General features: G+C 73.2%; 22 protein-coding genes. 6 read left to right on the top strand and 16 right to left on the bottom strand.

The genetic code is table 11. From position 1 onward, the window contains the following. Positions 1-210 precede the first annotated feature (210 nt). From cbiE to ACIQKA_RS29660, 5 genes are all read right to left on the bottom strand, one after another. Entirely contained in the window at positions 211-1,455 is a 1,245-nt protein-coding gene (gene cbiE, locus ACIQKA_RS29680; protein ID WP_391095538.1) for a precorrin-6y C5,15-methyltransferase (decarboxylating) subunit CbiE, read from the bottom strand. A gap of 60 nt (positions 1,456-1,515) precedes the next feature. Next, entirely contained in the window at positions 1,516-2,151 is a 636-nt protein-coding gene (locus tag ACIQKA_RS29675) for a GNAT family N-acetyltransferase (protein WP_383159708.1), read from the bottom strand. A 181-nt stretch (positions 2,152-2,332) separates the two neighbouring features. Then, complete coding sequence (locus ACIQKA_RS29670; protein WP_383159711.1) at positions 2,333-3,190, bottom strand: MetQ/NlpA family ABC transporter substrate-binding protein; 858 nt, start codon at positions 3,188-3,190, stop codon at positions 2,333-2,335. A gap of 92 nt (positions 3,191-3,282) precedes the next feature. Beyond that, the gene (locus tag ACIQKA_RS29665; RefSeq protein ID WP_383159713.1) at positions 3,283-3,951 is read right to left on the bottom strand and encodes a methionine ABC transporter permease; all 669 of its coding nucleotides are present in this window, start codon (positions 3,949-3,951) and stop codon (positions 3,283-3,285) included. Then, the gene (locus tag ACIQKA_RS29660; RefSeq protein ID WP_383434305.1) at positions 3,948-5,018 is read right to left on the bottom strand and encodes a methionine ABC transporter ATP-binding protein; all 1,071 of its coding nucleotides are present in this window, start codon (positions 5,016-5,018) and stop codon (positions 3,948-3,950) included. Before ACIQKA_RS29660 ends, ACIQKA_RS29665 begins: the two co-directional genes overlap by 4 nt. Before the next feature lie 693 nt (positions 5,019-5,711). Between ACIQKA_RS29660 and ACIQKA_RS29655 the strand changes: the two genes are divergently transcribed. Together ACIQKA_RS29655 and ACIQKA_RS29650 are read left to right on the top strand one after the other, a co-directional pair. Beyond that, the gene (locus ACIQKA_RS29655; RefSeq protein ID WP_383159718.1) at positions 5,712-6,074 is read left to right on the top strand and encodes a hypothetical protein; all 363 of its coding nucleotides are present in this window, start codon (positions 5,712-5,714) and stop codon (positions 6,072-6,074) included. A gap of 2 nt (positions 6,075-6,076) precedes the next feature. Then, positions 6,077-6,487: a hypothetical protein gene (locus tag ACIQKA_RS29650; protein WP_376243994.1), complete on the top strand. Its 411-nt coding sequence runs from the start codon at positions 6,077-6,079 to the stop codon at positions 6,485-6,487. Positions 6,488-6,530: 43 nt separating this feature from the next. On the opposite strand, the gene ACIQKA_RS29645 is transcribed toward ACIQKA_RS29650, so the two are convergent. The 3 genes from ACIQKA_RS29645 to ACIQKA_RS29635 all read right to left on the bottom strand — a co-directional run bounded on the left by ACIQKA_RS29645 (position 6,531) and on the right by ACIQKA_RS29635 (position 9,008). Continuing rightward, positions 6,531-7,019: a GNAT family N-acetyltransferase gene (locus ACIQKA_RS29645; protein WP_366377565.1), complete on the bottom strand. Its 489-nt coding sequence runs from the start codon at positions 7,017-7,019 to the stop codon at positions 6,531-6,533. Between the two features lie 36 nt (positions 7,020-7,055). Further along, a complete protein-coding gene (locus ACIQKA_RS29640) occupies positions 7,056-7,682 on the bottom strand; it encodes a sigma-70 family RNA polymerase sigma factor (protein ID WP_402542945.1) in 627 nt (208 codons plus the stop codon). Positions 7,683-7,811: 129 nt separating this feature from the next. Next, positions 7,812-9,008, bottom strand: a complete 1,197-nt coding sequence (locus ACIQKA_RS29635; RefSeq protein WP_402542944.1) for a glycerophosphodiester phosphodiesterase — start codon at positions 9,006-9,008, stop codon at positions 7,812-7,814. A 241-nt stretch (positions 9,009-9,249) separates the two neighbouring features. Between ACIQKA_RS29635 and ACIQKA_RS29630 the strand changes: the two genes are divergently transcribed. After that, complete coding sequence (locus tag ACIQKA_RS29630; protein WP_062758594.1) at positions 9,250-9,921, top strand: 1-acyl-sn-glycerol-3-phosphate acyltransferase; 672 nt, start codon at positions 9,250-9,252, stop codon at positions 9,919-9,921. A gap of 268 nt (positions 9,922-10,189) precedes the next feature. Here ACIQKA_RS29630 and ACIQKA_RS29625 read toward each other — a convergent pair whose 3' ends face one another. Both ACIQKA_RS29625 and ACIQKA_RS29620 read right to left on the bottom strand, forming a co-directional pair. Further along, a complete protein-coding gene (locus tag ACIQKA_RS29625) occupies positions 10,190-11,734 on the bottom strand; it encodes an MFS transporter (protein ID WP_383159842.1) in 1,545 nt (514 codons plus the stop codon). Next, a complete protein-coding gene (locus ACIQKA_RS29620) occupies positions 11,731-12,282 on the bottom strand; it encodes a TetR/AcrR family transcriptional regulator (protein ID WP_402542943.1) in 552 nt (183 codons plus the stop codon). Before ACIQKA_RS29620 ends, ACIQKA_RS29625 begins: the two co-directional genes overlap by 4 nt. Positions 12,283-12,366: 84 nt before the next feature. Here ACIQKA_RS29620 and ACIQKA_RS29615 point away from each other — a divergent pair, with 84 nt between their 5' ends. Beyond that, complete coding sequence (locus tag ACIQKA_RS29615; RefSeq protein WP_402542959.1) at positions 12,367-12,876, top strand: hypothetical protein; 510 nt, start codon at positions 12,367-12,369, stop codon at positions 12,874-12,876. 12 nt (positions 12,877-12,888) lie between these two features. Here the strand turns inward: ACIQKA_RS29615 and argH are convergent, their stop codons facing one another. Continuing rightward, positions 12,889-14,316: an argininosuccinate lyase gene (gene argH, locus ACIQKA_RS29610; RefSeq protein WP_383159838.1), complete on the bottom strand. Its 1,428-nt coding sequence runs from the start codon at positions 14,314-14,316 to the stop codon at positions 12,889-12,891. Positions 14,317-14,501: 185 nt separating this feature from the next. On the opposite strand from argH, the gene ACIQKA_RS29605 reads away from it, so the two are divergent. Then, positions 14,502-15,770: a hypothetical protein gene (locus ACIQKA_RS29605; RefSeq protein WP_402542942.1), complete on the top strand. Its 1,269-nt coding sequence runs from the start codon at positions 14,502-14,504 to the stop codon at positions 15,768-15,770. A gap of 236 nt (positions 15,771-16,006) precedes the next feature. Here ACIQKA_RS29605 and ACIQKA_RS29600 read toward each other — a convergent pair whose 3' ends face one another. The 5 genes from ACIQKA_RS29600 to argC are packed head-to-tail and all read right to left on the bottom strand — an operon-like array spanning position 16,007 to position 20,885. Next, entirely contained in the window at positions 16,007-16,537 is a 531-nt protein-coding gene (locus ACIQKA_RS29600) for an arginine repressor (RefSeq protein ID WP_030214728.1), read from the bottom strand. A gap of 7 nt (positions 16,538-16,544) precedes the next feature. Further along, positions 16,545-17,786, bottom strand: a complete 1,242-nt coding sequence (locus ACIQKA_RS29595) for an acetylornithine transaminase (protein WP_402542941.1) — start codon at positions 17,784-17,786, stop codon at positions 16,545-16,547. Then, complete coding sequence (gene argB / locus ACIQKA_RS29590) at positions 17,786-18,697, bottom strand: acetylglutamate kinase (RefSeq protein WP_383159832.1); 912 nt, start codon at positions 18,695-18,697, stop codon at positions 17,786-17,788. Before argB ends, ACIQKA_RS29595 begins: the two co-directional genes overlap by 1 nt. Then, positions 18,694-19,860 (bottom strand): bifunctional glutamate N-acetyltransferase/amino-acid acetyltransferase ArgJ, encoded by a 1,167-nt coding sequence (gene argJ / locus ACIQKA_RS29585; protein ID WP_383159829.1) that lies wholly within the window; start codon positions 19,858-19,860, stop codon positions 18,694-18,696. The genes argB and argJ overlap by 4 nt, the downstream gene beginning before the upstream one ends. After that, entirely contained in the window at positions 19,857-20,885 is a 1,029-nt protein-coding gene (gene argC / locus ACIQKA_RS29580) for an N-acetyl-gamma-glutamyl-phosphate reductase (RefSeq protein ID WP_383159827.1), read from the bottom strand. Before argC ends, argJ begins: the two co-directional genes overlap by 4 nt. Before the next feature lie 189 nt (positions 20,886-21,074). Here argC and argG point away from each other — a divergent pair, with 189 nt between their 5' ends. Then, positions 21,075-22,520 (top strand): argininosuccinate synthase, encoded by a 1,446-nt coding sequence (gene argG / locus ACIQKA_RS29575; protein ID WP_383159824.1) that lies wholly within the window; start codon positions 21,075-21,077, stop codon positions 22,518-22,520. The last annotated feature ends 1,089 nt before the right edge of the window (positions 22,521-23,609 follow it).

The raw sequence follows: 23,609 nt of genomic DNA, 5'->3' as shown, positions 1-23,609 counted from the left end.
CTGCACATTGTCCCGGTCCTCGGCCGTCGTGGCAGGAAGATTCGCCACGGTGCGCTGTGGACTGCGCCACGTCGCGCGGTCCCCCCTTGTCGCGTACCACGCCGGTCGCCCCGAGGGGGCGCCATTTCCGGACATCGCCACACGAAGTGACGAACGTCAGGACGCGGTACAACAATCGGCCAGCCTACCCCGACCGGTGGGGCGGCCGGATCACGGGGAGCGTTCGATCCTGCGTCCGGAGAGCAGGAAGACGGCCGAACGATCGCGTTCCGACCAGGTGTCCGGGTCGAGTCCGACGGTCTGGAGGAGGAGGCTCTCGACGGCGTAGCCGCCGGCGGCGGTGAGGGCGGCGGCGATCGCCTCGGCCTCGTCGCGGGTGGAGGCGTGGGCGACGATGCGCTCCGGACGCCGGTCGGCACAGGCGGTGACGACGGTGACGCCGCCGGCCGCGATCCGCACGACGTCGGGTTCGGGCAGGCTCTCCAGGACGTGCGGGGCCCGGCCCTGGACGGTCTGGAGGGGGACGCCGTGGCGGCGGGCGGCGGCCTCGGTGCGGGCGCGGGCGGCCGGGTCGAGGTCGACGGCGATGACGGCGGCGCCGAAGCGGGCCGCCTCGACGGAGAAGGCGCCGCCCGCGCAGCCGATGTCCCAGACGAGGTCGCCGGTGCGGGGCCCGAGACGGGCGAGTTGGGCGGCTCGGAGGGCGGGGTCCTCGCCCGCTTTCGGGCGGACCTGATCGGTTCCGGTGGCTCGCCCCTCGGAGTCGTACTCCTCGGTGGGGAGGCCCCAGCCGCGGACCGGGCGGACGGAGGGGTCCAGGCCCGCCAGCCAGGGGGCGGCCGGGGTGCCGCCGCCCCCGCCGATGACGAGGACGACGTTCGGGTCGCGCCAGGTGTGGTCGGCGGCCTTGTCGGAGGTGAGGACGGAGACCCGTTCGCGGTCGGTGCCCAGTTCCTCGCAGACGACGAAGGTGCGGTGGATCCCGTCCAGGAGGAGGGCGAGTTCCGCGGGGCCCGCGCCCGGCGAGGTGAGGACGGCGACCTTGGGGTGGGCGCGGCAGACGTTGACGGCGCGGCGCAGGGTGCGCTGCTGGGCGACGACGATCCGGGCGTCCTCCCAGGGCATGCCGGCCCGGGCGAAGGCGGCGCCGACGGAGGAGACGGCGGGGACGACCTCGACCTCCAGGCCGTGCTCGGGGGCGCGCAGGGCGCGGACGACGCCGAAGAAGCCGGGGTCGCCGTCGGCGAGCACCACGGCGGTGCCGCGGTGGCCGGCGATGCGGCGGGCGGCGAGGTCGACGCTGCCGAGGCGGATGCGTTCGGCGGCGGGCGGCACCTCGGGCCGGTCCAGGTGGTGGCCGGCCCCGGCCACCAGGGTGGCGGCGGAGAGCGCGGACAGGGCCGCCGGGGAAAGGGGCGATCCGTCCCAGCCGATCACCGTGACGCGGTCGGCCATCGTCGTCTGTCTCCCTGTGGTGTTGTCGCAGGTCGGGGGCGTGCCGAGCGTACCCGCTCGTCAGCTCCAGTCGGTGTACGAGGAGTATCCGGCCTCGGCCATCTGGTCGGCGACGTCGTCGAGGTCCTCGGGGAGGAGCCCCCAGAGGATGAAGTCGGTGCGCAGCTCGGTCCAGCCGCCGTCCTCGGTGCGGGTGCGGGCTATGCAGGCGTTGCGCAGGACGCCCTCGCTGATGCAGCCGATCTTCTGGGCGACCTGCTGGGAGGCGGTGTTGTCGGCGGCGGTGCGCAGTTCCAGGCGTTCGAACTTCCGGTCGTTGAAGAGCCACCGGGCGGTGGCGAGCGCGGCTTCGGAGGCGTAGCCCTCGCCGCGGGCCCAGGGGGCGACGATGTACGAGAGTTCGGTGGAGCGGACGCGCCAGTTCGTGTTGCCCAGCCGGACGACGCCGACGAGGCGCTGGGTGAGGAACTCGGTGACGGCGAGGTCGAGGCCGCGGCCGGCGGCGCGTTCGGCGGGGGCGCGCTCGGTGATCCAGCGGTGGGCGGCGGCCTCGGTGTAGGGCTGGGGCACGGCGGTCCAGGCGCCGACGAGTTCGTCGTTCATCATCTCGGCGAGCGCGGGGGCGTCCGCCTCCTCGAACGCGCGCAGCACCAACCGGTCCGTGTTGATGGAGATGTCCGGAAAGGTGGTAGTCATGCGCAGCTCCATGCCGTGGACCGTCCGAATCGACCGTGAACGCACAGCATGCAGCATGCCACCGCCGGTGCGCATGGCCGGGTCGGGTAGGGCGGAAGGCCCCGCGCACCGGACGGGGTGCGGGGGCCTTCCGTTCAAGGACTGTACGGGGGAACCGTTCTGACGGACCCTCGGACGGCGGTTACTTCTGGGGGGCGCCGAAGGCCGGGACGACCGAGCCCTTGTAGGTGTCCTCGATGTACTTCTTCACCTCGGGCGAGTTGAGGAGCTCGGCGAGCTTCTGCACGCGGGCGTCCTTCTCGTTGCCGGCCTTGACGGCGAGGAAGTTGGCGTACGGGTTGCCCTCGGCCTTCTCCAGGGCGATGGCGTCCTTCGCCGGCTCCAGCTTCGCCTCCAGGGCGTAGTTGCCGTTGATGACGGCGGCGTCGACGTCGTTCAGGGCGCGGGGCACGGTGGCGGCCTCCAGCTCCTTGAACTCCAGGCCCTTCTTGTCGGTGATGTCGGAGAGCTTGGCGTTGGTGCCGACGCCGTCCTTGAGGGTGATCAGGCCGTTCTCGGCGAGGAGCTGGAGCGAGCGGCCGCCGTTGGTGGTGTCGTTGGGGACGGCGACGGTCTGGCCGGGCTTGATGTCCTTCAGCGACTTGAGCTTCTTGGAGTAGAGGCCGAGCGGCTCCAGGTGGACGTTGACCACGGGGACGACGGTGGTCTTGTTCTTCTGGTTGAAGTCGTCGAGGTACGGCTTGTGCTGGAAGAAGTTGGCGTCGACCTGGCCGGACTGGGTGGCGGTGTTCGGCAGGACGTAGTCCGTGAACTCCTTCACCTCCAGCTTCAGGCCGGCCTTCTCGGCCAGGTTGTCCTTGACGTAGTTGAGGATGTCGGCGTGCGGCGTCGGGGACGCGGCGACGACGAGGGGCTTGTCGGCGGCGCCGGCCGCGTCCTTGGAGGAGGACGGGTCGGAGGAGGTGCCGCAGGCGCTCAGGCCGAGGGCGAGGGCTGCGGTGGCGGCGACGCCGGCGGTGAGCTTGATGTTCTTGCGCACGAAGAGTGCCTCTTTCAGGTGGAGTGGTAGTCGTCTGGACAACAAGTCCGGACTGTTCTTCGCAGGACGAAGTCGGGGGCGGGGCGGACGGCTCAGGCCGTGCGGCCCCGGCGGGCGAGGAGTCGGACGACTCCGTCGCCGATGAGCTGGACGACGGTCACGATGAGGACCAGGACGACCACCGTGACGAGCATGAAGGTGGTGTCGAAGCGCTGGTACCCGTAGGTGACGGCCTTGGATCCGAGGCCTTCGCCGCCGACCGCGCCGGCCATCGCGGAGTAGCCGATGAGCACGATCACGGTGGTGGTGACGCCGGAGACCAGGGAGGGCAGGGCCTGCGGGAGCAGGACCTTGCGGACGATGGTGGGGATGCCGCCGCCCATGGCCTGGACGGCTTCGACGAGGCCGTGGTCCACCTCGCGGATCGCGGTCTCGACGAGGCGCGCGAAGAAGGGGATGGCGCCGATGGCGAGCGGCACGATCATCGCGGTCGGGCCGATGAAGGTGCCGACGACGAAGGTGGTGAAGGGGATCAGGGCGATCAGCAGGATGATGAAGGGCAGCGAGCGCCCGACGTTCACGATCGCGCCGACGACCTTGTTCACCGGCCGGTTCTGGAGCAGTCCGCCCTTGTCCGTGAGGACGAGGAGGATGCCGAGCGGCAGGCCGCCGAGGACGGTGACGACGGTGGCCCACAGGACCATGTAGAGGGTGTCGACGGTGCCCTGCTCCAGCAGGGGCTGCATCTCGGACCAGGTCACTTGGCACCTTCCTTCACCAGTACGGGCGCGGCGGCGGTCCGCGGCGCGGTCTCGGGGTCCTCGGCTTCTTCGACGACCTCGACCTGGAGGCCCTGCTCGCGCAGGAAGCCGACCGGGACGACGTTCTCCTCGTACCGTCCGGGCAGTTCGATCCGCATCCGGCCGATCTGCCTGCCGCCGACGGTGTCCATCGCCGCCCCGAGGATCGAGATGTCGATGTTGTACGTGCGGGAGAGCTGGGAGATGACCGGCCGGGTCGCGGCCTCGCCGTGGAAGGTGACGTCGACGACCGTGCGGTCGGGGCCGGTGGGGGCGCCGCCGACGGGGAAGAGCTCGGCCGCGAGCTGGGAGCCGGGGGTGGCGAGCAGTTCGCCGACGGTGCCGGACTCGACGACGCGCCCGTGCTGCATGAGGGCGGCGGAGTCGCAGATGGTCTTGACGACGTCCATCTCGTGCGTGATGAGCAGGACGGTGAGGCCGAGCTGCTGGTTGAGGTCGCGCAGGAGCTGGAGGATGGAGCGGGTGGTCTCCGGGTCGAGGGCGCTGGTGGCCTCGTCGGAGAGGAGGACCTTGGGCTCGCCGGCGAGGGCGCGGGCGATGCCGACGCGCTGCTTCTGTCCGCCGGAGAGCTGGGCGGGGTAGGCCTTGGCCTTGTCGGCGAGGCCGACGAGGTCGAGGAGTTCCAGGGCGCGGCGGGAGCGCTCGGCGCCGGATATGCCGAGGATCTCCAGGGGGAGCTCGATGTTGTCCTTGACCGTGCGGGAGGACAGCAGGTTGAAGTGCTGGAAGACCATGCCGATGCTGCTGCGCGCCCGGCGCAGGTCCTTGCCCGCGCGGCGGCCCTTGCCGGCGAGGGCGGTGAGGTCGACGCCGTCGACGGTCACCGTGCCGGAGGTGGGGCGCTCCAGGAGGTTGACGCAGCGGATGAGGGAGGACTTGCCGGCGCCGCTCTGGCCGATCACGCCGAACACCTCGCCCTCGCGGACGTGGAGGTCGACGCCGTCCAGAGCGGTGACCTGCCGGCCGCGCGACTCGTAGACCTTGGTCAGGCCCGAAGTGGTGATCACAGGGGTTTCCGTCACTGTCGAGTGCGCGACGCGGGGTCCGTCACGCACGGGGCATTCGTCATCGGACAGTCAGGCGCACGGGGGCCGGTCCGGCGGGTGGCCGGGCGTCGGCGGGTGCGCGGGGCAGGCACGGTCCGCCGCCGTCGGGCGGGGGGGGACCGGTGCGGCCGTCGGTCTCGCTTCGGGGCGCGGGAATCGGCGGGGGCCCTCAGATGGCGCACATTCGACACGTACAACGAGCACCGGGCGTCGTGATCGCCTCGGTCGCAAGGGTGCGGCTGCTCGTCGTGGTCATGTCTGCAAGTAAAGCACGCACGGTCGGGGACGAAAGGGGCGCGTCCGAATAGCGGACGCCGTTGAGACGGTATTCGGACAGCCTGGAGGAGTCCGTTCCGCTTCTCTTCCCTTGTGTGGCCTGGAGGGACGGGGTGGTGGGCGGGGGCGGGCGGGGACCGGCCGGAGGGCCTTCTGTGGCCAAGGCCACGCCGGGGCGGCGGGGGCGGGGGCGGGGCGGGTGTACGGGAGGGTGCGCGGCGGGCGGCGGGAAGGGCACGCGGGGGCGGCAGGGAGCGTGTGCGGCGGGCGGCGGGGCTGGTGCGCGGGAGGCCGCCGGGGAGGTGCGGGGCGGGCGGCGGGAGGTGGTGGGGAGGGCCGAGCGCATCGGGTCATTCGGACCGTAATACCCTCGGGCGCATGCTCGACGCCCTGACGGTCGCGGTCTCCGCGGCCGCGCTCGCCCTCGCCGCCTGGTGCGGCTTCGCCGCCTTCCGCGACCGGCCGACCAAGGACTGGCACTTCATCGGCATGGCCGTGGTGACCTTCCTGGTCCTGGTCCAGCTCATCGTCGGCATCGTCCAGCTGGCGCGCGGCGAGAAGGCCGAGGAGGGCGCGACGATCTTCGTCGCCTATCTGCTCGGCGCCCTGTGCGCGGTGCCGATCGCCGGGTTCATGTCGCTCGCGGAGCGCAGCCGGTGGGGTTCGGCGACGGTGGCGGCCGGCGCGGTCGTCCTGGCGGTGCTCGAAGTGCGTCTCTACGACATCTGGACGGTGGGCTGACCATGACCGCGACCGAGGGAACGACCCGTCTGGTCAAGGGGCCGGGCATGCTCCTCGTCTGGCTGTACGGCGTGATGTCGGTCGGCGCGGTCTCCCGCTCGATCTACCAGATCGCCACCGAGTTCGACCGGGCGCCGCTCGCGTACTCCCTGTCGGCGGTGGCGGCCGTCGTCTACGTCTTCATCACGTACACGCTGGTGCGGGGCGGGGAGAAGGCCCGCAGGGCGGCGCTGGTGTGCTGCGCCGCCGAGCTCACGGGCGTGCTGGTCGTGGGGGCCTGGACGCTGGTCGAGCCGTCCGCCTTCCCGGACGCGACGGTCTGGTCGGACTTCGGCTACGGCTACGTCTTCATCCCGGTGCTGCTGCCGCTGACCGGGATCTGGTGGCTGCGGAGGTCCAAGGCCGCCGCTTAGGGGTGCCCGGCGGACCGGGGTCCCGATCCGCGCCGGGCAGGACCTACGCGGCCTTCTCCAGGGTCACCAGGGTGAGCCGGGGGCCGAGTTCCCGGGTGGAGACCTGGGCGTACCCCTTGCTGCGGTAGAGGCGCAGGTTGACCTCGCTGCGGTGGCCGGTGAAGAGCTGGAAGCGCTTGACCGGCGGAGCGGCCTCGGGGGCGGCGGCGAAGTGGCGCTCTATGGCGTCGAGGAGCCGGCCGCCGAGCCCGTGCCGCCGCATCCGGGGGTGGACGATGAGCTTGGCGATCCGTACGGTGCCGTCCTCGTCGACGCGGGCCCGCACGGAGGCGACGACCTCGTCGCCGAGGCGGGCCACCAGCCCGTGCCCCTCCTCCAGTTCGGCGCGCAGGGCGTCGAGCGACTGGGTGAGCGGTTCGATGGACCAGTCCCCGTAGATCTCCGCCTCGCTCTGGTAGCAGAGGTACTGCAGCTTCAGGATGTGCTCCGCGTCCCGCGCGTCCGCCGCTGAGATGGTCACACTCAGGCCCATGTGTGCACGCCTCCCGCTCATCTGTCGATCATCGGTTCAACACACCCTTCCCCGACGGCCGGGGCCGGGAACCTCCGCAGCCAGCATTCTGCGCAGGCATCCCAGGCAACGGGAACGCATCGGCCCCAGACTCCCCTGTGAGATACCCAACTCTCCTGCGATTTCGCGGTAGGTGAGGTCCTCCGGGTCGAGCATCGCGGCGAGGACGCCGGGGCAGCGGCCGGGGGTGCGGGTGACGGCCGCGCGCAGGGCGCGGCGGCCCTCGGCGGCCATCAGGGAGTGCTCCGGGGAGCCGTGGGGCTCGGCGCCGCCCGGCGCGTGGACGGGCTCGTCCCGGTAGGGGCGCTCCCGGTCGCCGGTCCTGCGGGCGCGGCGGGCCTCGGCGCGTACGGCCCGGCGCAGCCATTCGGCGGGCCGCTCGGGGGCGCCGGTCTCCCGGAGGCGTTCCAGGAGGCGGAGCCAGACGGCCTGTTCCAGGTCGCCGGGGTCGACGCCGGCGGCCGGGGCCTCGGCGTCCGACTCGGCGGCGAGGAGCGGGGCGAGCGCGTCGAGGAGGCGGGCCGACGCGTCGGCGAAGGAGGCGGGGGGTGCGGGTGCCGATGGCGATGCGGGTGCGGGTGCCGGTGCCGGTGCCGGTGCGGCGAGGGTATCGGGGGTGGTCATGCCCCGCACGATGCCGGGGCACGCGCCCGTGGTTGCGGTGCGGGGCGTAAACCACCCGGGAGGGGGTCGTACGGACCCGGGGGCCGGGGCAGGGGTGTGCGGGCCCGGGGGCCGGGCCCGCGGGGGGTGTCAGCGGCGGGCGGTGAGGTCCGCGGCGGCGAGCAGGGCGGTGTCCGGGTTGTCGGAGAAGATGCCGTCGATGCCCGTCTCCAGGTACTTCCTCAGGGCGCCGAAGGAGTCGCCGTAGGCGTTCGGGTCGGTGCCCCGGCGGAACTCGGCGGGCAGGAAGGCGTTCTCGTTGCGGTGCGTGTACGGGTGGAGGACGAGCCCGGCCGCGTGCGCGTCGCGGACCAGGGTGGTCGGGGTGCCGAGCCGGCCGCTCGCGTCCCGGGGGATGACCAGGTCGAGCGTGGGGCCGATGCCCTTGGCGTACGAGGAGATCCACCGCAGGCCCTCGGGAGTGATCAGGTCCGCGACCGTGCGCGGGTCCCCGGCCTCGGTGAAGTCCCAGGGGCGGGTGCCCGCGCCGGAGAGCAGGACCACGCCGGGGGCGTCGACCAGCTTCGCCAGGCGCTGGATGCTGCTGGGCTCGAAGGACTGGAGGATGACCGGGGAGTGCGCGCGGTGGCGTCCGTACCGGCGCAGGAGCCTGGCGAGCCGCTCCTCCAGGCCGAGGCCGAGGGAGCGGAAGTAGCTGGGGTGCTTGGTCTCGACGTACAGCCAGACCTCGCGGCCCCGGCGGCGGCCCTCCTCGTCGGCCCAGCGCAGCACCTCCTCGAAGGTGGGGACCGTCCAGCGCCCGTCGTAGAGGGTGTTCTCCTGGCGGTTGGCCGGGATGCGCTCCTTGGCCCGCAGGGTCTTGAGCTCGGCGAGCGTGAAGTCCTCGGTGAACCAGCCGGTGAGCGCGGTGCCGTCGACGGTCCTGGTGGTCCTCCGGGACGCGAACTCGGGGTGGTCGGCGACGTCGGTGGTGCCGGTGATGTCGTTCTCGTGGCGGCAGACCAGGTGTCCGTCCCGGGTGGGGACGAGGTCCTGCTCGATCACGTGGGCGCCGAGGTCGAGCGCGAGCCGGTACGAGCCCAGGGTGTGTTCGGGGCGGTAGCCGCTCGCGCCGCGGTGGCCGACGATGGTGGGGACGGGCAGGGAGCGGTAGCCGCGGCCCCGGCCGTGCGCGCCGCCCGCCCCGGCGGCCGACGTGGTCCGCGGGGCCCCGTCGGCGGCCTGCGCGGGGCCGGCGGCGAGGGCCGCGGAGGCGCCGAGGGCGGCGGCGCCCGCCGCGCCGAGAAGCGTCCGTCGTGCCGGGGTCCGGCGTTCGCCCTGGGTCATAAGGGATCCTCCTGAGTGAACCGTGGTGTGATGTCCCGCACCTGGCGGCGGTGACCCCGACGCTAGGCACGGAGCCCCTACGGGCGGCAGACCTGCGCGGAACATGGCGGAAACACACGTCAACACCGCGTATCCACTCGGTGAACCCGATGTGCGCGCGGTGGTGACCCGCGAGTATCGTCGCCGGGTGCACCGTCGGTGCGGCCGCCTTCGCCCGACCCGCTTCCCACCGGAGGAACCGTTGTCCCGTCTCGCGATCATCAAGGCAGTGCTCGGGCCGGTCATGCGCCTGATGTTCCGCCCCCGCGTGGAGGGCGCCGAGAACATTCCGGGGACGGGTCCCGTGATCCTCGCGGGGAACCACCTGACCTTCATCGACTCGATGATCATGCCGATCTGCCTGGACCGTCCGGTCTACTTCATCGGCAAGGACGAGTACGTGACGGGCAAGGGCCTCAAGGGCCGGGCGATGGCCTGGTTCTTCACCAGCGTCGGCATGATCCCGGTGGACCGGGACGGCGGCCGGGGCGGTGTGGCGGCGCTGATGACGGGCCGCCGGGTCCTGGAGGAGGGCAAGGTCTTCTCGATCTACCCGGAGGGCACCCGCTCCCCCGACGGCCGGCTGTACCGGGGTCGTACGGGCATCGCGCGGCTGACCCTGATGACGGGCGCGCCGGTGGTGCCGTTCGCGATGATCGGCACCGACAAGATCCAGCCGGGCGGGGCGGGCTTCCCGCGCCCGGGCCGGGTGACGGTCCGCTTCGGCGAGGCGATGGAGTTCTCGCGGTACGAGGGGATGGACCGCGACCGCTACGTCCTGCGGGCGGTGACCGACTCGGTGATGGCCGAGGTGATGCGCCTCTCCGGGCAGGAGTACGTGGACATGTACGCCACCAAGGCGAAGGCCGCGTAGGTCTTCTCGCGCACACGGAAGCGGCCCCCCCCGGGGGGGGGGGGGGGGGGGGGGGGGGGGGGGGGGGGGGGGGGGGGGGCGGCCGGCGGGGGGGGGGGGCCGGGGGGGGGGGGGGCGGGCCGTGCCCCCCCCCCGGGGGCCGGCGGGTTGGGTCTCCGCGCGCCCCCGCCCCCCCCCCGGTCGGGTTGGGGCGGTCGGGGGCCGCTTCCGTGTGCGGGGCGGTGCGTGCCCGTCCGCGAGGGGGCGCGCCCGGTGGTGGGGCGGCGCGTCAGTGTTCGATGCCGTCGGCCAGCTTCTGGCCCTTGAGCAGGAACCAGGCCGCGACCGCCGTCGCGAGGAGGACCGCCGCGCCGACGCCCGCCGCGATCCGCAGGCCGTCGACGAAGGCCTCCTGGCCGGCCGACACCAGGGCCGCCGCCGTCTGCGGGGCGAGGGCTCCGGAGGCCTCGACGGCGCCGCCGAGGGACTCGTGGGCGGCCGACGCGACGTCCGCGGGGACGCCGGCCGGGACGGGGAAGCCCCGGTAGACCCCGGTCACGATGGAGCCGAGGACGGCGATGCCGAGCGCGGCGCCCAGTTCGTACGCGGTCTCGGAGACGGCGGACGCGGAGCCGGCCTGCTCCTTGGGGACGCTGGAGAGGATGACGTCGGCGGTGACGGTGAAGGCGAAGCCCGCGCCGACGCCGACGACGAGCAGGGCGGCGCCGAGCAGCGGGTAGCCGGTGTGCTGGTCGAGGGTGGTCAGGACGGCGAGGGAGAGGCCGACCGCCGCGAGGCCGGCGGTCACCACGGACCGCACGGAGAAGCGGCGGGCCGCGACGCCCGCGACCAGGCCGGCGGTGACCGCACCGACCGCCGCGGGCAGTTCGGCGAGTCCGGCCTCCAGGGGCTGGCGGCCCTGGACCAGCTGGAAGAACTGGGACAGGAAGAACACCAGGCCGGAGAGGCCGAGGATGGTCAGCAGGTCCGCGAGGACGGCGCCGGAGAAGCCGCGGTGGCGGAAGAGGCGCATGTCGAGGAGGGGCGCGGGCAGGGTGAGCTGCCTGCGGACGAACCAGGTGAGCGCGCCGGCGCCGGCGAGGGCGGCGAGGCCCGCGTCGAGGGAGGGGCCGTGCGAGGCCAGTTCCTTGATCGCGTAGACGACGCCGATCATGCCGACGAGGGAGAGGGCGACGCTGGGCAGGTCCCAGGGGCCCGGGTGCGGGTTCTTCGACTCGGGGATCAGCTTGACGCCGACGAGGACGAGGACGGCCATGACGGGCAGGTTGATGAGGAAGACCGAGCCCCACCAGAAGTGCTCCAGGAGGAAGCCGCCGACGACCGGTCCGACGGCCGCGCCGGCCGAGGCCATGGCGCCCCAGATGCCGATGGCGAGGCTGCGCTCGCGCGGGTCGTGGAAGAGGTTGCGGATGAGCGCCAGGGTGGACGGCATCAGGGTCGCGCCGGCGACGCCGAGGAGCGCGCGGGCGACGATCATCGTCTCCGGGCTGGTCGCGTAGGCGTTGAGCACGGAGACGGCGCCGAAGGCGGTGGCGCCGATCAGCAGCAGCTTCTTGCGGCCGATGCGGTCGCCGAGGCTGCCCATGGAGACCAGGAGTCCGGCGATGACGAAGGAGTAGACGTCGCCGATCCAGAGGAGCTGGGTGCCGGTGGGTTCGAGGTCCTCGGAGAGGAAGGGGGTGGCGAGGCCGAGCACCGTGGCGTCGACCGCCACGAGCAGGACGGCCAGGACGAGGACGGAGAGGGCGAGCCAGCGGCCGGGGCGGCGCACGCCCTCGGTGGGGTCGGTGGTCCTGAAGGTGCTGGTGGTCACTTCTCCACGCTCCTGCGCGCTCCGCCGAGCAGCAGCTCGACGATCATGTACTGGAAGTCCTTGGCGGCGACCCGGCCGTCCTGCACGGCCCAGGCGCCGGAACCGACGAGCCCGTAGAAGGCCTCGGTGAGCCAGGCGGGGGAAAGGTCGATCCGGAAGACGCCGTTCTCCTGTCCGCGCCGGAAGAGCGCGGAGACCCGGGCGTCGATGCGGGCCCAGCCCTCGTTCTGCTGGTCGCCCTCGAAGAGCTGGTTCTCGGTGACGAGGAACGAGAGCAGGGGGCCGACGGGTTCGACCGCGGCGACGAGCCGGCGTACGGCCCCGTCCTCGGGCCCCTCGTCGATCCGGGCGGCGTCGAGGGCCGCCTCCAGCTCCTGGAGCCCGAGCTCTTCGAGCGCCCGGACCAGGGCGTCGCGCCCGGCGAAGTGCCGGTGCAGGGTCGCCCGGCCGATTCCGGCGGCCCGGGCGACCTCGTCCATGGTGGCGGTCGCCTTGCGGGTGAGCAGGGCGGCGGCGGCGCGGAGCACCTGGGTGCAGTCGACTGACATGAGACGAGAGTACACCGAATGAGACATCAATGTCTCATTCAATAAATCGATGCCTCGCCGAGGTGGGAACGGAATGCTGTGAACCTGACGAAGCCCCCGCTCCTCATCGACGTGGACGGGCCGCTGAACCCGTACGCGGCCCGGCCCGAGCGGAGCCCGGAGGGGTACGAGACCCATCGGACGAGCCCCACGGGCCGGACGGGGGCGAAGCCGCTGCGGGTGTGGCTCGACCCGGACCACGGGAGCGAGCCGCTCGCGCTCGGGGAGGCGTACGAGCTGGTGTGGGCGACGACCTGGAGGGGCGAGGCGAGCGAGTGGACAGGGCCTCCGCCGGGGCCGCCCGAGCCGCCGTTCGTCGACTGGCCGCAGATGCACGGAAAGGCCCCTCGCGGGACCTTCCGGAAGACGCGGTACATCCTGGAGTACGCGGCGGGGCGGCCGTTCGCGTGGATCGACGACGACACCACGTCCTACGACCACGAGTACGGGGAGCGGAACCACCCCGCCGCCGCCCTGCTCCTGCGCGTCGACGAGCGGATCGGGCCGGTCCGGACGGACTTCGACGCGCTCGCGGAGTGGGCGGCGGCGCTGTGATCCCCTGGCGTCCTACTGCTTCGCGGTGGCCCAGGCGTGCTGGATCACCAGGTCCGCCTTGACCTCGACGAGCTGGACGGCGACGGCGGACGGGGCGGTGCCGCCGCGGCCGCTGCGGGAGGCGAGGGCGCCGGGGACGTCGAGGACCGTGCGGACCTCGGGGGTGAGGTGCTCGGAGATCTTGGCGAACTGCTCGTCCGTCAGCTCGTCCAGCTCCTTGTCCTCCGACTCGGCGACCTTCACGCACTCGCCGGCCACCTCGTGCGCCACCCGGAACGGCACGCCCTGCCTGACCAGCCACTCCGCGATGTCCGTGGCCAGCGAGAAGCCGGCCGGGGCGAGGGCCTCCATCCGCTCCCGGTGGACGGTGAGCGTGGCCATCATGCCGGTGAAGGCGGGCAGCAGGAGCTCCAGCTGGTCGCAGGAGTCGAAGACCGGCTCCTTGTCCTCCTGGAGGTCCCGGTTGTAGGCGAGCGGGAGCGCCTTGAGGGTGGCCATCAGACCGGAGAGGTTGCCGATGAGGCGGCCGGACTTGCCCCGGGCGAGCTCGGCGATGTCGGGGTTCTTCTTCTGCGGCATGATCGACGAGCCGGTGGAGAAGGCGTCGTGGAGGGTCACGAAGGAGAACTCCTTCGTGTTCCAGATGATGACCTCCTCCGCGATCCGGGAGAGGTTCACCCCGATCATCGCGGTGATGAAGGCGAACTCGGCGACGAAGTCGCGGGAGGCCGTGCCGTCGATCGAGTTGCCCGCGCTGCCCCGCTCGAAGCCGAGGTCCTTCGCGACCGCCTCCGGGTCGAGGCCGAGGGAGGAGCCGGCGAGGGCGCCGGAGCCGTACGGGGAGACCGCCGTCCGGGTGTCCCACTGGCGCAGCCGCTCGGCGTCCCGGGAGAGGGACTGGACGTGGGCCAGGACGTGGTGGGCGAAGAGCACCGGCTGGGCGTGCTGGAGGTGCGTGCGACCGGGCATGGCGACGTCGGCGTGCGCCTCGGCGAGGCCGACGAGGGCGTCCTGGAGGTCGGCGAGCAGACCGCCGATGATCCGGGCGTGGTCGCGCAGGTACATCCGGAAGAGGGTGGCGACCTGGTCGTTCCGGGACCGGCCGGCGCGCAGCTTGCCGCCGAGGTCCGGACCGAGGCGCTCCAGGAGGCCCCGCTCCAGGGCGGTGTGGACGTCCTCGTCGGCGATCGTGCCGACGAAGGAGCCGTCGGCGACGTCCGCCTCCAGCCGGTCGAGCCCGGCCAGCATGCGGGTCAGCTCGTCCTGGGTGAGCAGGCCCGCGGTGTGCAGCACGCGCGCGTGGGCGCGGGAGCCGGCGATGTCGTACGGGGCGAGGCGCCAGTCGAAGTGGACCGACGCGGACAGCTTCGCCAGGGCCTCGGCCGGACCGTCGGCGAACCGTCCGCCCCAGAGCCGTACGTCACCGTTGTTGCTGCTCACAGCTGCTGCTCCTCGGGAGGGTGGGGGTACCGCCGCCTTCCCGGCCCCGGGCCTCGCCGCGGGACAGGAGAAGACGATGGCATAACTATGCAATCCTCCGTATGTTTTGTCAACGCACGGCGGCGGGTGCGCCTCCGGACCCATATTCGGCGGCGCCCCCGGCTTGGCGGATCTAGGCTCCGCCCATGCCCACCAGCGTCTTCGACGACCTCTCCGACCAGCTCGCCCGCGCCCTCACGGAGTCCGACCCGGGCGCGTGGACCGCCTTCGACGAGGCCGTCCGGGCCGAGCTGCGGTGGGGCCGCTCCGTCCCGGCCGTCCACACCTGGTTCCCCGGCGACCCGGACCGGCGGTCCACCGCCGTCGAGACGGCCGTCGCCCTGTGCGGTCCGGACGGGCGGGCGCGGGGGGCCGCCCTCTTCGTCGTGCGCGGCTTCCCCGAACTCCTCCCCCTGGTCGTCGTCCGGTGCGCCGACTGGGCCGGGCCCGTACGGGAGCGGGCGCGGTCCGTGCTGCGCGCGGAGCTGCCGGGACTGTCGCCCGAGGCGTTCGGCGACCTCCTGGCGGTCGCCCTGCTGACCGGCGGGCGCCTGCGCGGGGACGCCGCGCGGACGCTGCTGACCGGGGCCCTGCGGGAGGGGCCCGGAGGCCGGGTCGCCGCGCTGCTCGGGAGCGGTGACCGCCGGATCCGGCGGCTGGCCCACCGGATCGGCGTCGAGCGCGGGCTCCTCTCCCCCGCCCGGCTCGCGGAGACCGCCGCCGCCGACCCCGACGCGGTCGTCCAGGACCTCTGCGCGAACGCGGTGCTCGCGACGGTCCGGGACGCGGCCGACGGAGCCCTCCTCGATCCGCTCCTGCGCTCCCGGCAGGGCCGGACGCGGGCCGCCGGGGTCACGGGGCTGCGCAGGACGGGACGCGCCGCCGAGGCCGAACCCTTCCTGTACGACCGCTCCGCGTCGGTGCGCGCCTGCGCCCGCTGGGTGCTGCGGCAGACGGGCACGGAACCGCTGCCGCTCTACCGGGCGGCCTGCGCCGCCGGGGACGGGGTGCCCGACGACGCGCCGCTCGGGCTCGCCGAGTGCGGCGACCGGGCCGTGGACGCCCCGGCCCTGTGGGCGCTCACGGGACACGGGCGGCCCCGCGTACGGGCGAGCGCCGTGGCGGGACTGCGCCGGCTCGACGCCGTACGGGTCGAGCCCCTCGTACCCCTGCTGGACGACGGTTCGGCGCGGGTCGTACGGGAGACCGTGACGGCGCTGCTGCCGTGGGCCGACCGGCTGCCGGCCGGCGCGCTCCTCCGGCGCGCGGCCGACGGCCACGCCCCGCACGTGCGGAAGGGCGCGCTGCGGCTGCTCGCCGAGACCGGTGGCGCCGCGTTCCTGGAGGCGGCCCGGCTGCTCGTCGGCGACCCGGACCCGCGGCTGCGCGCCCGGGCGCGCCGGGTGGTGGCGTGAACGGCACTCCCGCCGGGCTCCACCGGATCCCGTGCGCCTCCGGCGTCGAGTCCTCGCCGGCCGGGGCCGGAACCTTCCGCGCGTGAACGGGCCCGTAACGGCGGCCCGTTGCGGCTGCGTGCCGATGGACGCGGTGCGGGCGGCCCCCGGCCCGGCCGGTTCCGGCCGCCGAACGCGCGTCGCCGTCGGAGCGCGGGGCGGTCCGACGGCGAGCGCGGGCCCCCGGGGCCGGGGGGCTACTTCTGGGCCAGCTTCAGGAGGTGGTCGGCCAGGGCCTGGCCGCCCACCGGGTCGCGGCTGATCAGCAGGAGGGTGTCGTCGCCCGCGATCGTGCCGAGGATGGCGTGCAGTTCGGCCTGGTCGATGGCCGACGCGAGGAACTGGGCGGCGCCCGGCGGGGTCCGCAGGACCACCAGGTTCGCGGAGGCCTCGGCGGAGATCAGCAGTTCGCCGGAGAGGCGCCGCATGCGCTCCTCCTTGGCGGACTCGCCGAGCGGGGCCTGCGGGGTGCGGAAGCCGCCCTCGCTGGGGACCGCGTAGATCAGCTCGCCGCCGGTGTTGCGGATCTTCACCGCGCCCAGCTCGTCGAGGTCGCGGGAGAGCGTCGCCTGCGTGACGCTCAGCCCGTCGTCCGCCAGGAGCTTGGCGAGCTGGCTCTGCGAGCGCACCGGCTGCCGGTTGAGGATGTCGACGATCCTGCGGTGGCGTGCGGTGCGGGTCTGCGGAACGGACGGCCCTCCGTGCTCGTTCTCCTGCGCGTCGGTCATCGTCGTCTCATTCTCCGCTTCGTCCTTGCCCGTTCACCACGTCGAGGACCCCGGGCAGCGCCCGGACGAAGGCGTCCGCCTCGGCGTCGGTGAGGAGCAGCGAGGGCATGATCCGTACGACATCGGGGGCGGGCGCGTTCACCAGGAGGCCGGCGTCCTGAGCCGCCTGCTGCACCTGGGGCGCGAGGGACTCCGTGAGCACGATACCCAGCAGGAGGCCCGCGCCACGGACGTGGGAGACCAGCGGGTGGCCCAGGGCCTCGATTCCCTGCCGCAGCCGCTCGCCGACCGCCTTCACGTGGTCGAGGGCCGCGTCGGCGGCGAGGGTGTCCAGGACGGCGAGTCCGGCGGCGCAGGCGACCGGGTTGCCGCCGAAGGTGGTGCCGTGGTGGCCGGGGCCGAAGAGGTAGGCGGCCGGGCCGAAGGCGACGGTCGCGCCGATCGGGAGGCCGCCGCCGAGGCCCTTGGCGAGGGTGACGACGTCCGCCTCGACGCCTTCCGCCTGGGCCGCGAACCAGTGGCCGCAGCGGCCGATGCCGGTCTGGACCTCGTCGAGGACGAGCAGGGTGCCGGTGGCGCGGGTGATCTCCCGGGCCGCCTTCAGGTAGCCGGGGGGCGGGACGACGACGCCGTTCTCGCCCTGGATCGGCTCGATGATCACCAGGGCGGTGTCCTCGGTGACCGCGGCCCGCAGCGCCTCGGCGTCGCCGTACGGCACGTGGGTGACGTCGCCGGGCAGCGGCAGGAAGGGGGTCTGCTTGGCGGGCTGGCCGGTGAGGGCCAGGGAGCCCATGGTCCGGCCGTGGAAGCCTCCCCGGGTGGCGACCATGTGGGAACGGCCGGTGAGCCGGCCGATCTTGAAGGCGCCCTCGACGGCCTCGGCGCCCGAGTTGCAGAAGAAGACCCTGCCGGGCCGCCCGAAGAGCCCGAGGAGCCGTTCGGCGAGGGCGACGGGGGGCTCGGCGACGAAGAGGTTGGAGACGTGGCCGAGGGTCCCGACCTGCCGGGAGACGGCCTCCACGACCGCCGGGTGGGCGTGGCCGAGGGCGTTGACGGCGATGCCGCCGACGAAGTCCAGGTACTCCTTGCCGTCGGCGTCCCAGACCCTGGCGCCCTCGCCGCGGACGAGGGGCAGCCGGGGCGTGCCGTAGTTGTTCATGAGCGAGCCCTGCCACCGGCGGGTCAGCTCGGCGTTGCCGCCGCCCGCGTCGTCGCCGGTGGTGGCTTCGGTGCTGTCGTTGGCGCTCATCAGTCCCCCAGTCCGTTCCGGTCGTCGGGTACGACCATCGTGCCGATGCCCTCGTCGGTGAAGATCTCCAGGAGGATCGAGTGCGGGACCCGGCCGTCGATCACGCGGGCCGTGGTGACCCCGTTCCGCACGGCGTGCAGGCAGCCCTCCATCTTGGGGACCATGCCGCTGGAGAGCTCGGGCAGCAGCTTCTCCAGCTGGCTCGCGGTGAGCCTGCTGATGACCTCGTCGCTGTTCGGCCAGTCCTCGTAGAGGCCCTCGACGTCGGTCAGGACCATCAGGGTCTCGGCACCCAGCGCCGCAGCGAGTGCCGCAGCCGCCGTATCAGCATTGACGTTGTAGACATGTCCGTCGTCCTGGGAGCGTGCGATGGAGGAGATGACCGGGATCCGGCCGTCGTCCAGGAGTGCTTCGATGGCGCCGGTCTCGATGGCGGTGATCTCGCCGACCCGGCCGATGTCGACCTGCTCGCCCTCGATGAGCGGCCGGTGCTGCGTGGCGGTGATGGTGCGGGCGTCCTCGCCGGTCATCCCGACGGCGAACGGGCCGTGCTGGTTGAGCAGCCCGACCAGCTCGCGCTGGACCTGCCCGGCGAGCACCATCCGCACGACGTCCATCGCCTCGGGGGTGGTGACCCGGAGCCCGGCCTTGAACTCGCTGACCAGGCCGTGCCGGTCGAGGGCGGCGTTGATCTGGGGGCCGCCGCCGTGCACCACGACCGGCTTGAGGCCGGCGTGGCGCAGGAAGACGACGTCCTGGGCGAAGGCCGCCTTGAGGTCCTCGTCGACCATGGCGTTGCCGCCGAACTTGATGACGACGGTCCTGCCGTGGTGGCGGGTGAGCCAGGGCAGCGCCTCGATGAGGATCTGGGCCTTGGGGAGCGCGGTGTGCTTCCGCGTGGCGCCGGTCACGACGAGTACGCGCTGTTCTCGTGGACGTAGTCCGCGGTGAGGTCGTTCGCCCAGATGACGGCGGACTCGGTGCCGGCGGCGAGGTCGGCGGTGATCGTGACCTCCCGGTAGCGCATGTCGACGAGGTCGCGGTCCTCGCCGACGGAGCCGTTCCGGCAGACCCAGACGCCGTTGATGGCGACGTCGAGCTCGTCGGGCTCGAAGGCGGCCGACGTGGTGCCGATGGCGGAGAGCACCCGGCCCCAGTTGGGGTCCTCGCCGTGGATGGCGCACTTGAGGAGGTTGTTGCGGGCGATGGAGCGGCCCACCTCGACGGCGTCGTCCTCGGTCGCGGCGTTGACCACCTCGATGCGGATGTCCTTGCTGGCGCCCTCGGCGTCGCCGATGAGCTGGCGGGCCAGGTCGTCGCAGACGGCCCGTACGGCCCCGGCGAACTCCTCCTGGGCGGGGGTGAGGCCGGAGGCGCCGGAGGCGAGGAGCAGCACGGTGTCGTTGGTGGACATGCAGCCGTCGGAGTCGACCCGGTCGAAGGTGACGCGGGTGGCGCCCCGGAGGGCGTCGTCGAGGCCCTTGGCGTCCACGTCGGCGTCGGTGGTGAGGACGACGAGCATGGTGGCGAGGCCGGGGGCGAGCATGCCGGCGCCCTTGGCCATGCCGCCGACCGTCCAGCCGTCCCTGGTCGCCACGGCGGTCTTGTGGACGGTGTCGGTGGTCTTGATGGCGATGGCGGCCTTCTCGCCGCCGTGCTCGGAGAGTTCGGCCGCGGCCTTCTCGACGCCGGGGAGCAGCCTGTCCATGGGGAGCAGGATGCCGATGAGGCCGGTGGAGGCGACGGCGACCTCGCCGGCGCCGACCTCCTCGCCCTTCGCGGAGAGCACCTCCGCGACCTTCTCGGCGGTGGCGTGGGTGTCCTGGAAGCCCTGGGGGCCGGTGCAGGCGTTGGCGCCGCCGGAGTTGAGGACGACGGCGGTCAGTTCGCCGTCGGCGAGGACCTGCTGGGACCAGACGACGGGGGCGGCCTTGACGCGGTTGGAGGTGAAGACTCCCGCGGCGGCGCGGCGGGGCCCGGTGTTGACCACGAGGGCCAGGTCCGGGTTGCCGTTCTGCTTGATCCCGGCGGCGATGCCCGCCGCCGTGAATCCCTTCGCTGCGGTGACGCTCACGGAGCGACTCCAATCGTGGAAAGTCCGGTGTCCTCGGGGAGCCCGAGGGCGATGTTCATGCTCTGCACCGCGCCGCCGGCGGTGCCCTTGGTCAGGTTGTCGATGGCGCTGATCGCGATGATCCGGTTCGCGCCCGGATCGTACGCGACCTGTACCTGAACGGCGTTGGAGCCGTAGACGGACGCGGTCGCCGGCCACTGCCCCTCGGGGAGCAGGTGGACGAACGGCTCGTCCGCGAAGGCCTTCTCGTACGCGGCCCGTACGGCTTCGGCGGTGACGCCCGGCCTCGCGGCGGCCGTGCAGGTGGCGAGGATGCCGCGGGGCATCGGGGCCAGGGTGGGCGTGAAGGAGACGGTGACCCGCTCCCCCGCCGGTCCGCTGAGGTTCTGGATCATCTCGGGGGTGTGGCGGTGGCCGCCGCCGACCCCGTACGGCGACATGCTGCCCATGACCTCGCTGCCGAGCAGGTGCGGCTTGGCGGCCTTGCCGGCGCCGGAGGTGCCGGAGGCGGCGACGATCACGGCCTCGGGCTCGGCGAGGCCGTCCGCGTACGCCGGGAAGAGGGCGAGGGAGACGGCGGTGGGGTAGCAGCCGGGCACCGCGACGCGCCTGGACCCTTCGAGCGCGGCTCGGGCGCCCGGCAGTTCGGGGAGGCCGTAGGGCCAGGTCCCGGCGTGCGGGGAGCCGTAGTACGCCTCCCAGTCGGCCGGGTCCTCCAGCCGGAAGTCGGCGCCCATGTCGACGACGAGGACGTCCGGTCCGAGCTGCTCGGCGACGGCGGCGGACTGGCCGTGCGGCAGCGCGAGGAAGACGACGTCGTGCCCGGCGAGCTCCTCGGCGGCGGTGGGCACGAGGACGCGGTCGGCGAGCGGGAGGAGGTGGGGCTGGAGGGCCCCGAGTCGCTGACCGGCGTTGGAGTGGCCGGTCAGGGCCCCGATCTCGACGTGGGGGTGCGCCAGGAGCAGACGCAGGAGCTCTCCGCCCGCGTATCCGCTCGCACCCGCCACTGCTACTCGTACCGTCATCGAAACCCTCCTCATGGATGGCATGACTATACGTAAGCACGCAGCTTTATGCAACGAGCCACCGGAGGGGACCGCCGTCGACCGCGGATCGCGGCGGGGGCTCCCGGAAGCCCCTCCCCCGAGGACCCCTCCTCGGGGACTTTCCCGATCCTCTTTGCATGACCATGCGAGATGATGCATACTCTTCCCATGTCCAAGGTCCTCACCTCCCTGCCCGCCGGCGAGCGCGTCGGCATCGCCTTCTCCGGCGGCCTCGACACCTCCGTCGCGGTCGCATGGATGCGCGACAAGGGCGCCATCCCCTGCACCTACACCGCCGACATCGGCCAGTACGACGAGCCCGACATCGCCTCAGTGCCCGGTCGCGCGAAGACCTACGGTGCCGAGATCGCGCGCCTGGTCGACTGCCGGGCGGCGCTGGTCGAGGAGGGGCTCGCCGCGCTCACCTGCGGCGCGTTCCACATCCGCTCGGGCGGCCGCGCCTACTTCAACACCACTCCCCTGGGCCGCGCCGTCACCGGTACCCTCCTGGTCCGGGCGATGCTGGAGGACGACGTCCAGATCTGGGGCGACGGCTCGACCTTCAAGGGCAACGACATCGAGCGGTTCTACCGCTACGGCCTGCTCGCCAACCCCCACCTGCGGATCTACAAGCCGTGGCTGGACACCGACTTCGTGACCGAGCTCGGCGGCCGCAAGGAGATGTCGGAGTGGCTCCTCGCCCACGACCTCCCCTACCGCGACAGCACGGAGAAGGCGTACTCCACCGACGCCAACATCTGGGGCGCCACCCACGAGGCCAAGACCCTGGAGCACCTGGACACGGGCGTGGAGACCGTGGAGCCGATCATGGGCGTCCGGTTCTGGGACCCGTCGGTCGAGATCGCCGCCGAGGACGTGACGATCGGCTTCGACCAGGGCCGCCCGGTCACCATCGACGGCAAGGAGTTCTCCTCCCCCGTCGACCTGGTGATGGAGGCCAACGCCATCGGCGGCCGCCACGGCATGGGCATGTCGGACCAGATCGAGAACCGGATCATCGAGGCCAAGAGCCGGGGCATCTACGAGGCCCCCGGCATGGCCCTGCTGCACGCCGCGTACGAGCGCCTGGTCAACGCGATCCACAACGAGGACACCCTCGCCCAGTACCACAACGAGGGCCGTCGCCTCGGCCGGCTCATGTACGAGGGCCGGTGGCTGGACCCGCAGGCCCTGATGGTCCGCGAGTCGCTCCAGCGCTGGGTCGGCGCGGCCGTCACCGGCGAGGTGACACTGCGGCTGCGGCGCGGTGAGGACTACTCGATCCTCGACACCACGGGCCCGGCGTTCAGCTACCACCCGGACAAGCTGTCCATGGAGCGCACCGAGGACTCGGCCTTCGGTCCGGCGGACCGGATCGGCCAGCTCACCATGCGGAACCTCGACATCGCCGACTCCCGCGCCAAGCTGGAGCAGTACGCGGGCCTCGGCCTGATCGGCAGCGGCGGTCCGGCCATCGGCGCCGCGCAGGCCGCCGCGACCGGACTGATCGGCAGCATGCCGGAGGGCGGGGCCGAGGCCATCGCCTCGCGCGGCGAGTCCTCGGACGAGGACGAGCTGCTCGACCGGGCCGCGATGGAGTTCGGCACGGACTGACGCGCGGGCCGTCGGGCGACGGCCCGCCGCTCGGCGAGAAGGCCGGTTCGGCACCTCCGGGTGCCGGGCCGGCCTTCTCGCCGAGCGGCGGCCGGATGCGGTGTGCGGGCGGTCGTTTCGCGAGGCTCGTGGACCCGGTGCGGGCGGCCTTTTCGCGAGAGCTCGTGAGCGCTCGGTGCGGGGGGCCTTTCGCGAGGCTCGTGGGCTCGGTGCGGGCGGTCGTTTCGCGAGGCTCCAGGACCCGACGCGGGCGGTACGAAAGGTCGGGCGCTGCCTCGGCGAGCTGTGCGGCGAAGGGCGCGCCGGTGTCCCGTACGACGGCCGCGTCGTAGCCGAGTTCGGCGACGAGCCGCTCGGCCTTGGCCGGTGATCCGGTGGTGCCGACAACCCGGCCCGCGCCGAGGAGCCGGGTGATCTGCCCGGCCATCGTGCCGACCGCGCCCGCCCCGCCGGTCACCAGGACCGTGTCGCCGGGGCGCACCTCCGCGCCCCGGGTGAGGGCGGCGTGCGCGGTCCTGCCCTGGGAGAGGTGGGCGACCGGGTCGGGCAGCGCGTCGCCGAGGGGCGTGCGGGCGGTGGCGGAGACGGCGGCGTACTCGCGCCAGCCCTGCCGGTGGAGGACCGGCTCCCCGGGGCGCGGGCACGGGGAGCGCGGTCGTGACGAGTTCGAGGTGGCCGGGGGTCGGGAGGCCGTGGGCGGGCCGGGTGCGCAGCCGGATCTCGCGGTGGGCGGCCACGGCGTGCTCCAGGAGGAGGGCGGGCGGGTCGGCGGGACCGTAAACCCTGACCCGCGCGTCAGGGGCAAGCCCGCCCGTCGGGCACCTCCTCCGGAGACGCCGGGAGTGTCCTGTCGATCCGACCAGACCGGATCGGATCAGGGAGCGGTGTCCGGTGCCGTGCGTCGCGGGGCGGCGTCGCGGAGCGCCGGCGACCGGTGGCGGCGCGGCCGGGTGCGGCACCGGACACCGCGAGCCCGGCACGACCGGCGAGACATCCCCTAGGGGGCGTCTTCAAAGGTGATCATGCGATGGGGGATCATGCTTGTCGTGGTGCGTCGTCATGAGCTTTCGGATGCCGAATGGGCTGTGC

The organism is Streptomyces sp. NPDC092045 (assembly GCF_044756005.1).
In the GTDB taxonomy this organism is placed as follows: domain Bacteria; phylum Actinomycetota; class Actinomycetes; order Streptomycetales; family Streptomycetaceae; genus Streptomyces.
Note: the sequence above shows the minus strand (reverse complement) of the source record. Positions and strands in the feature narration are given on the sequence as shown.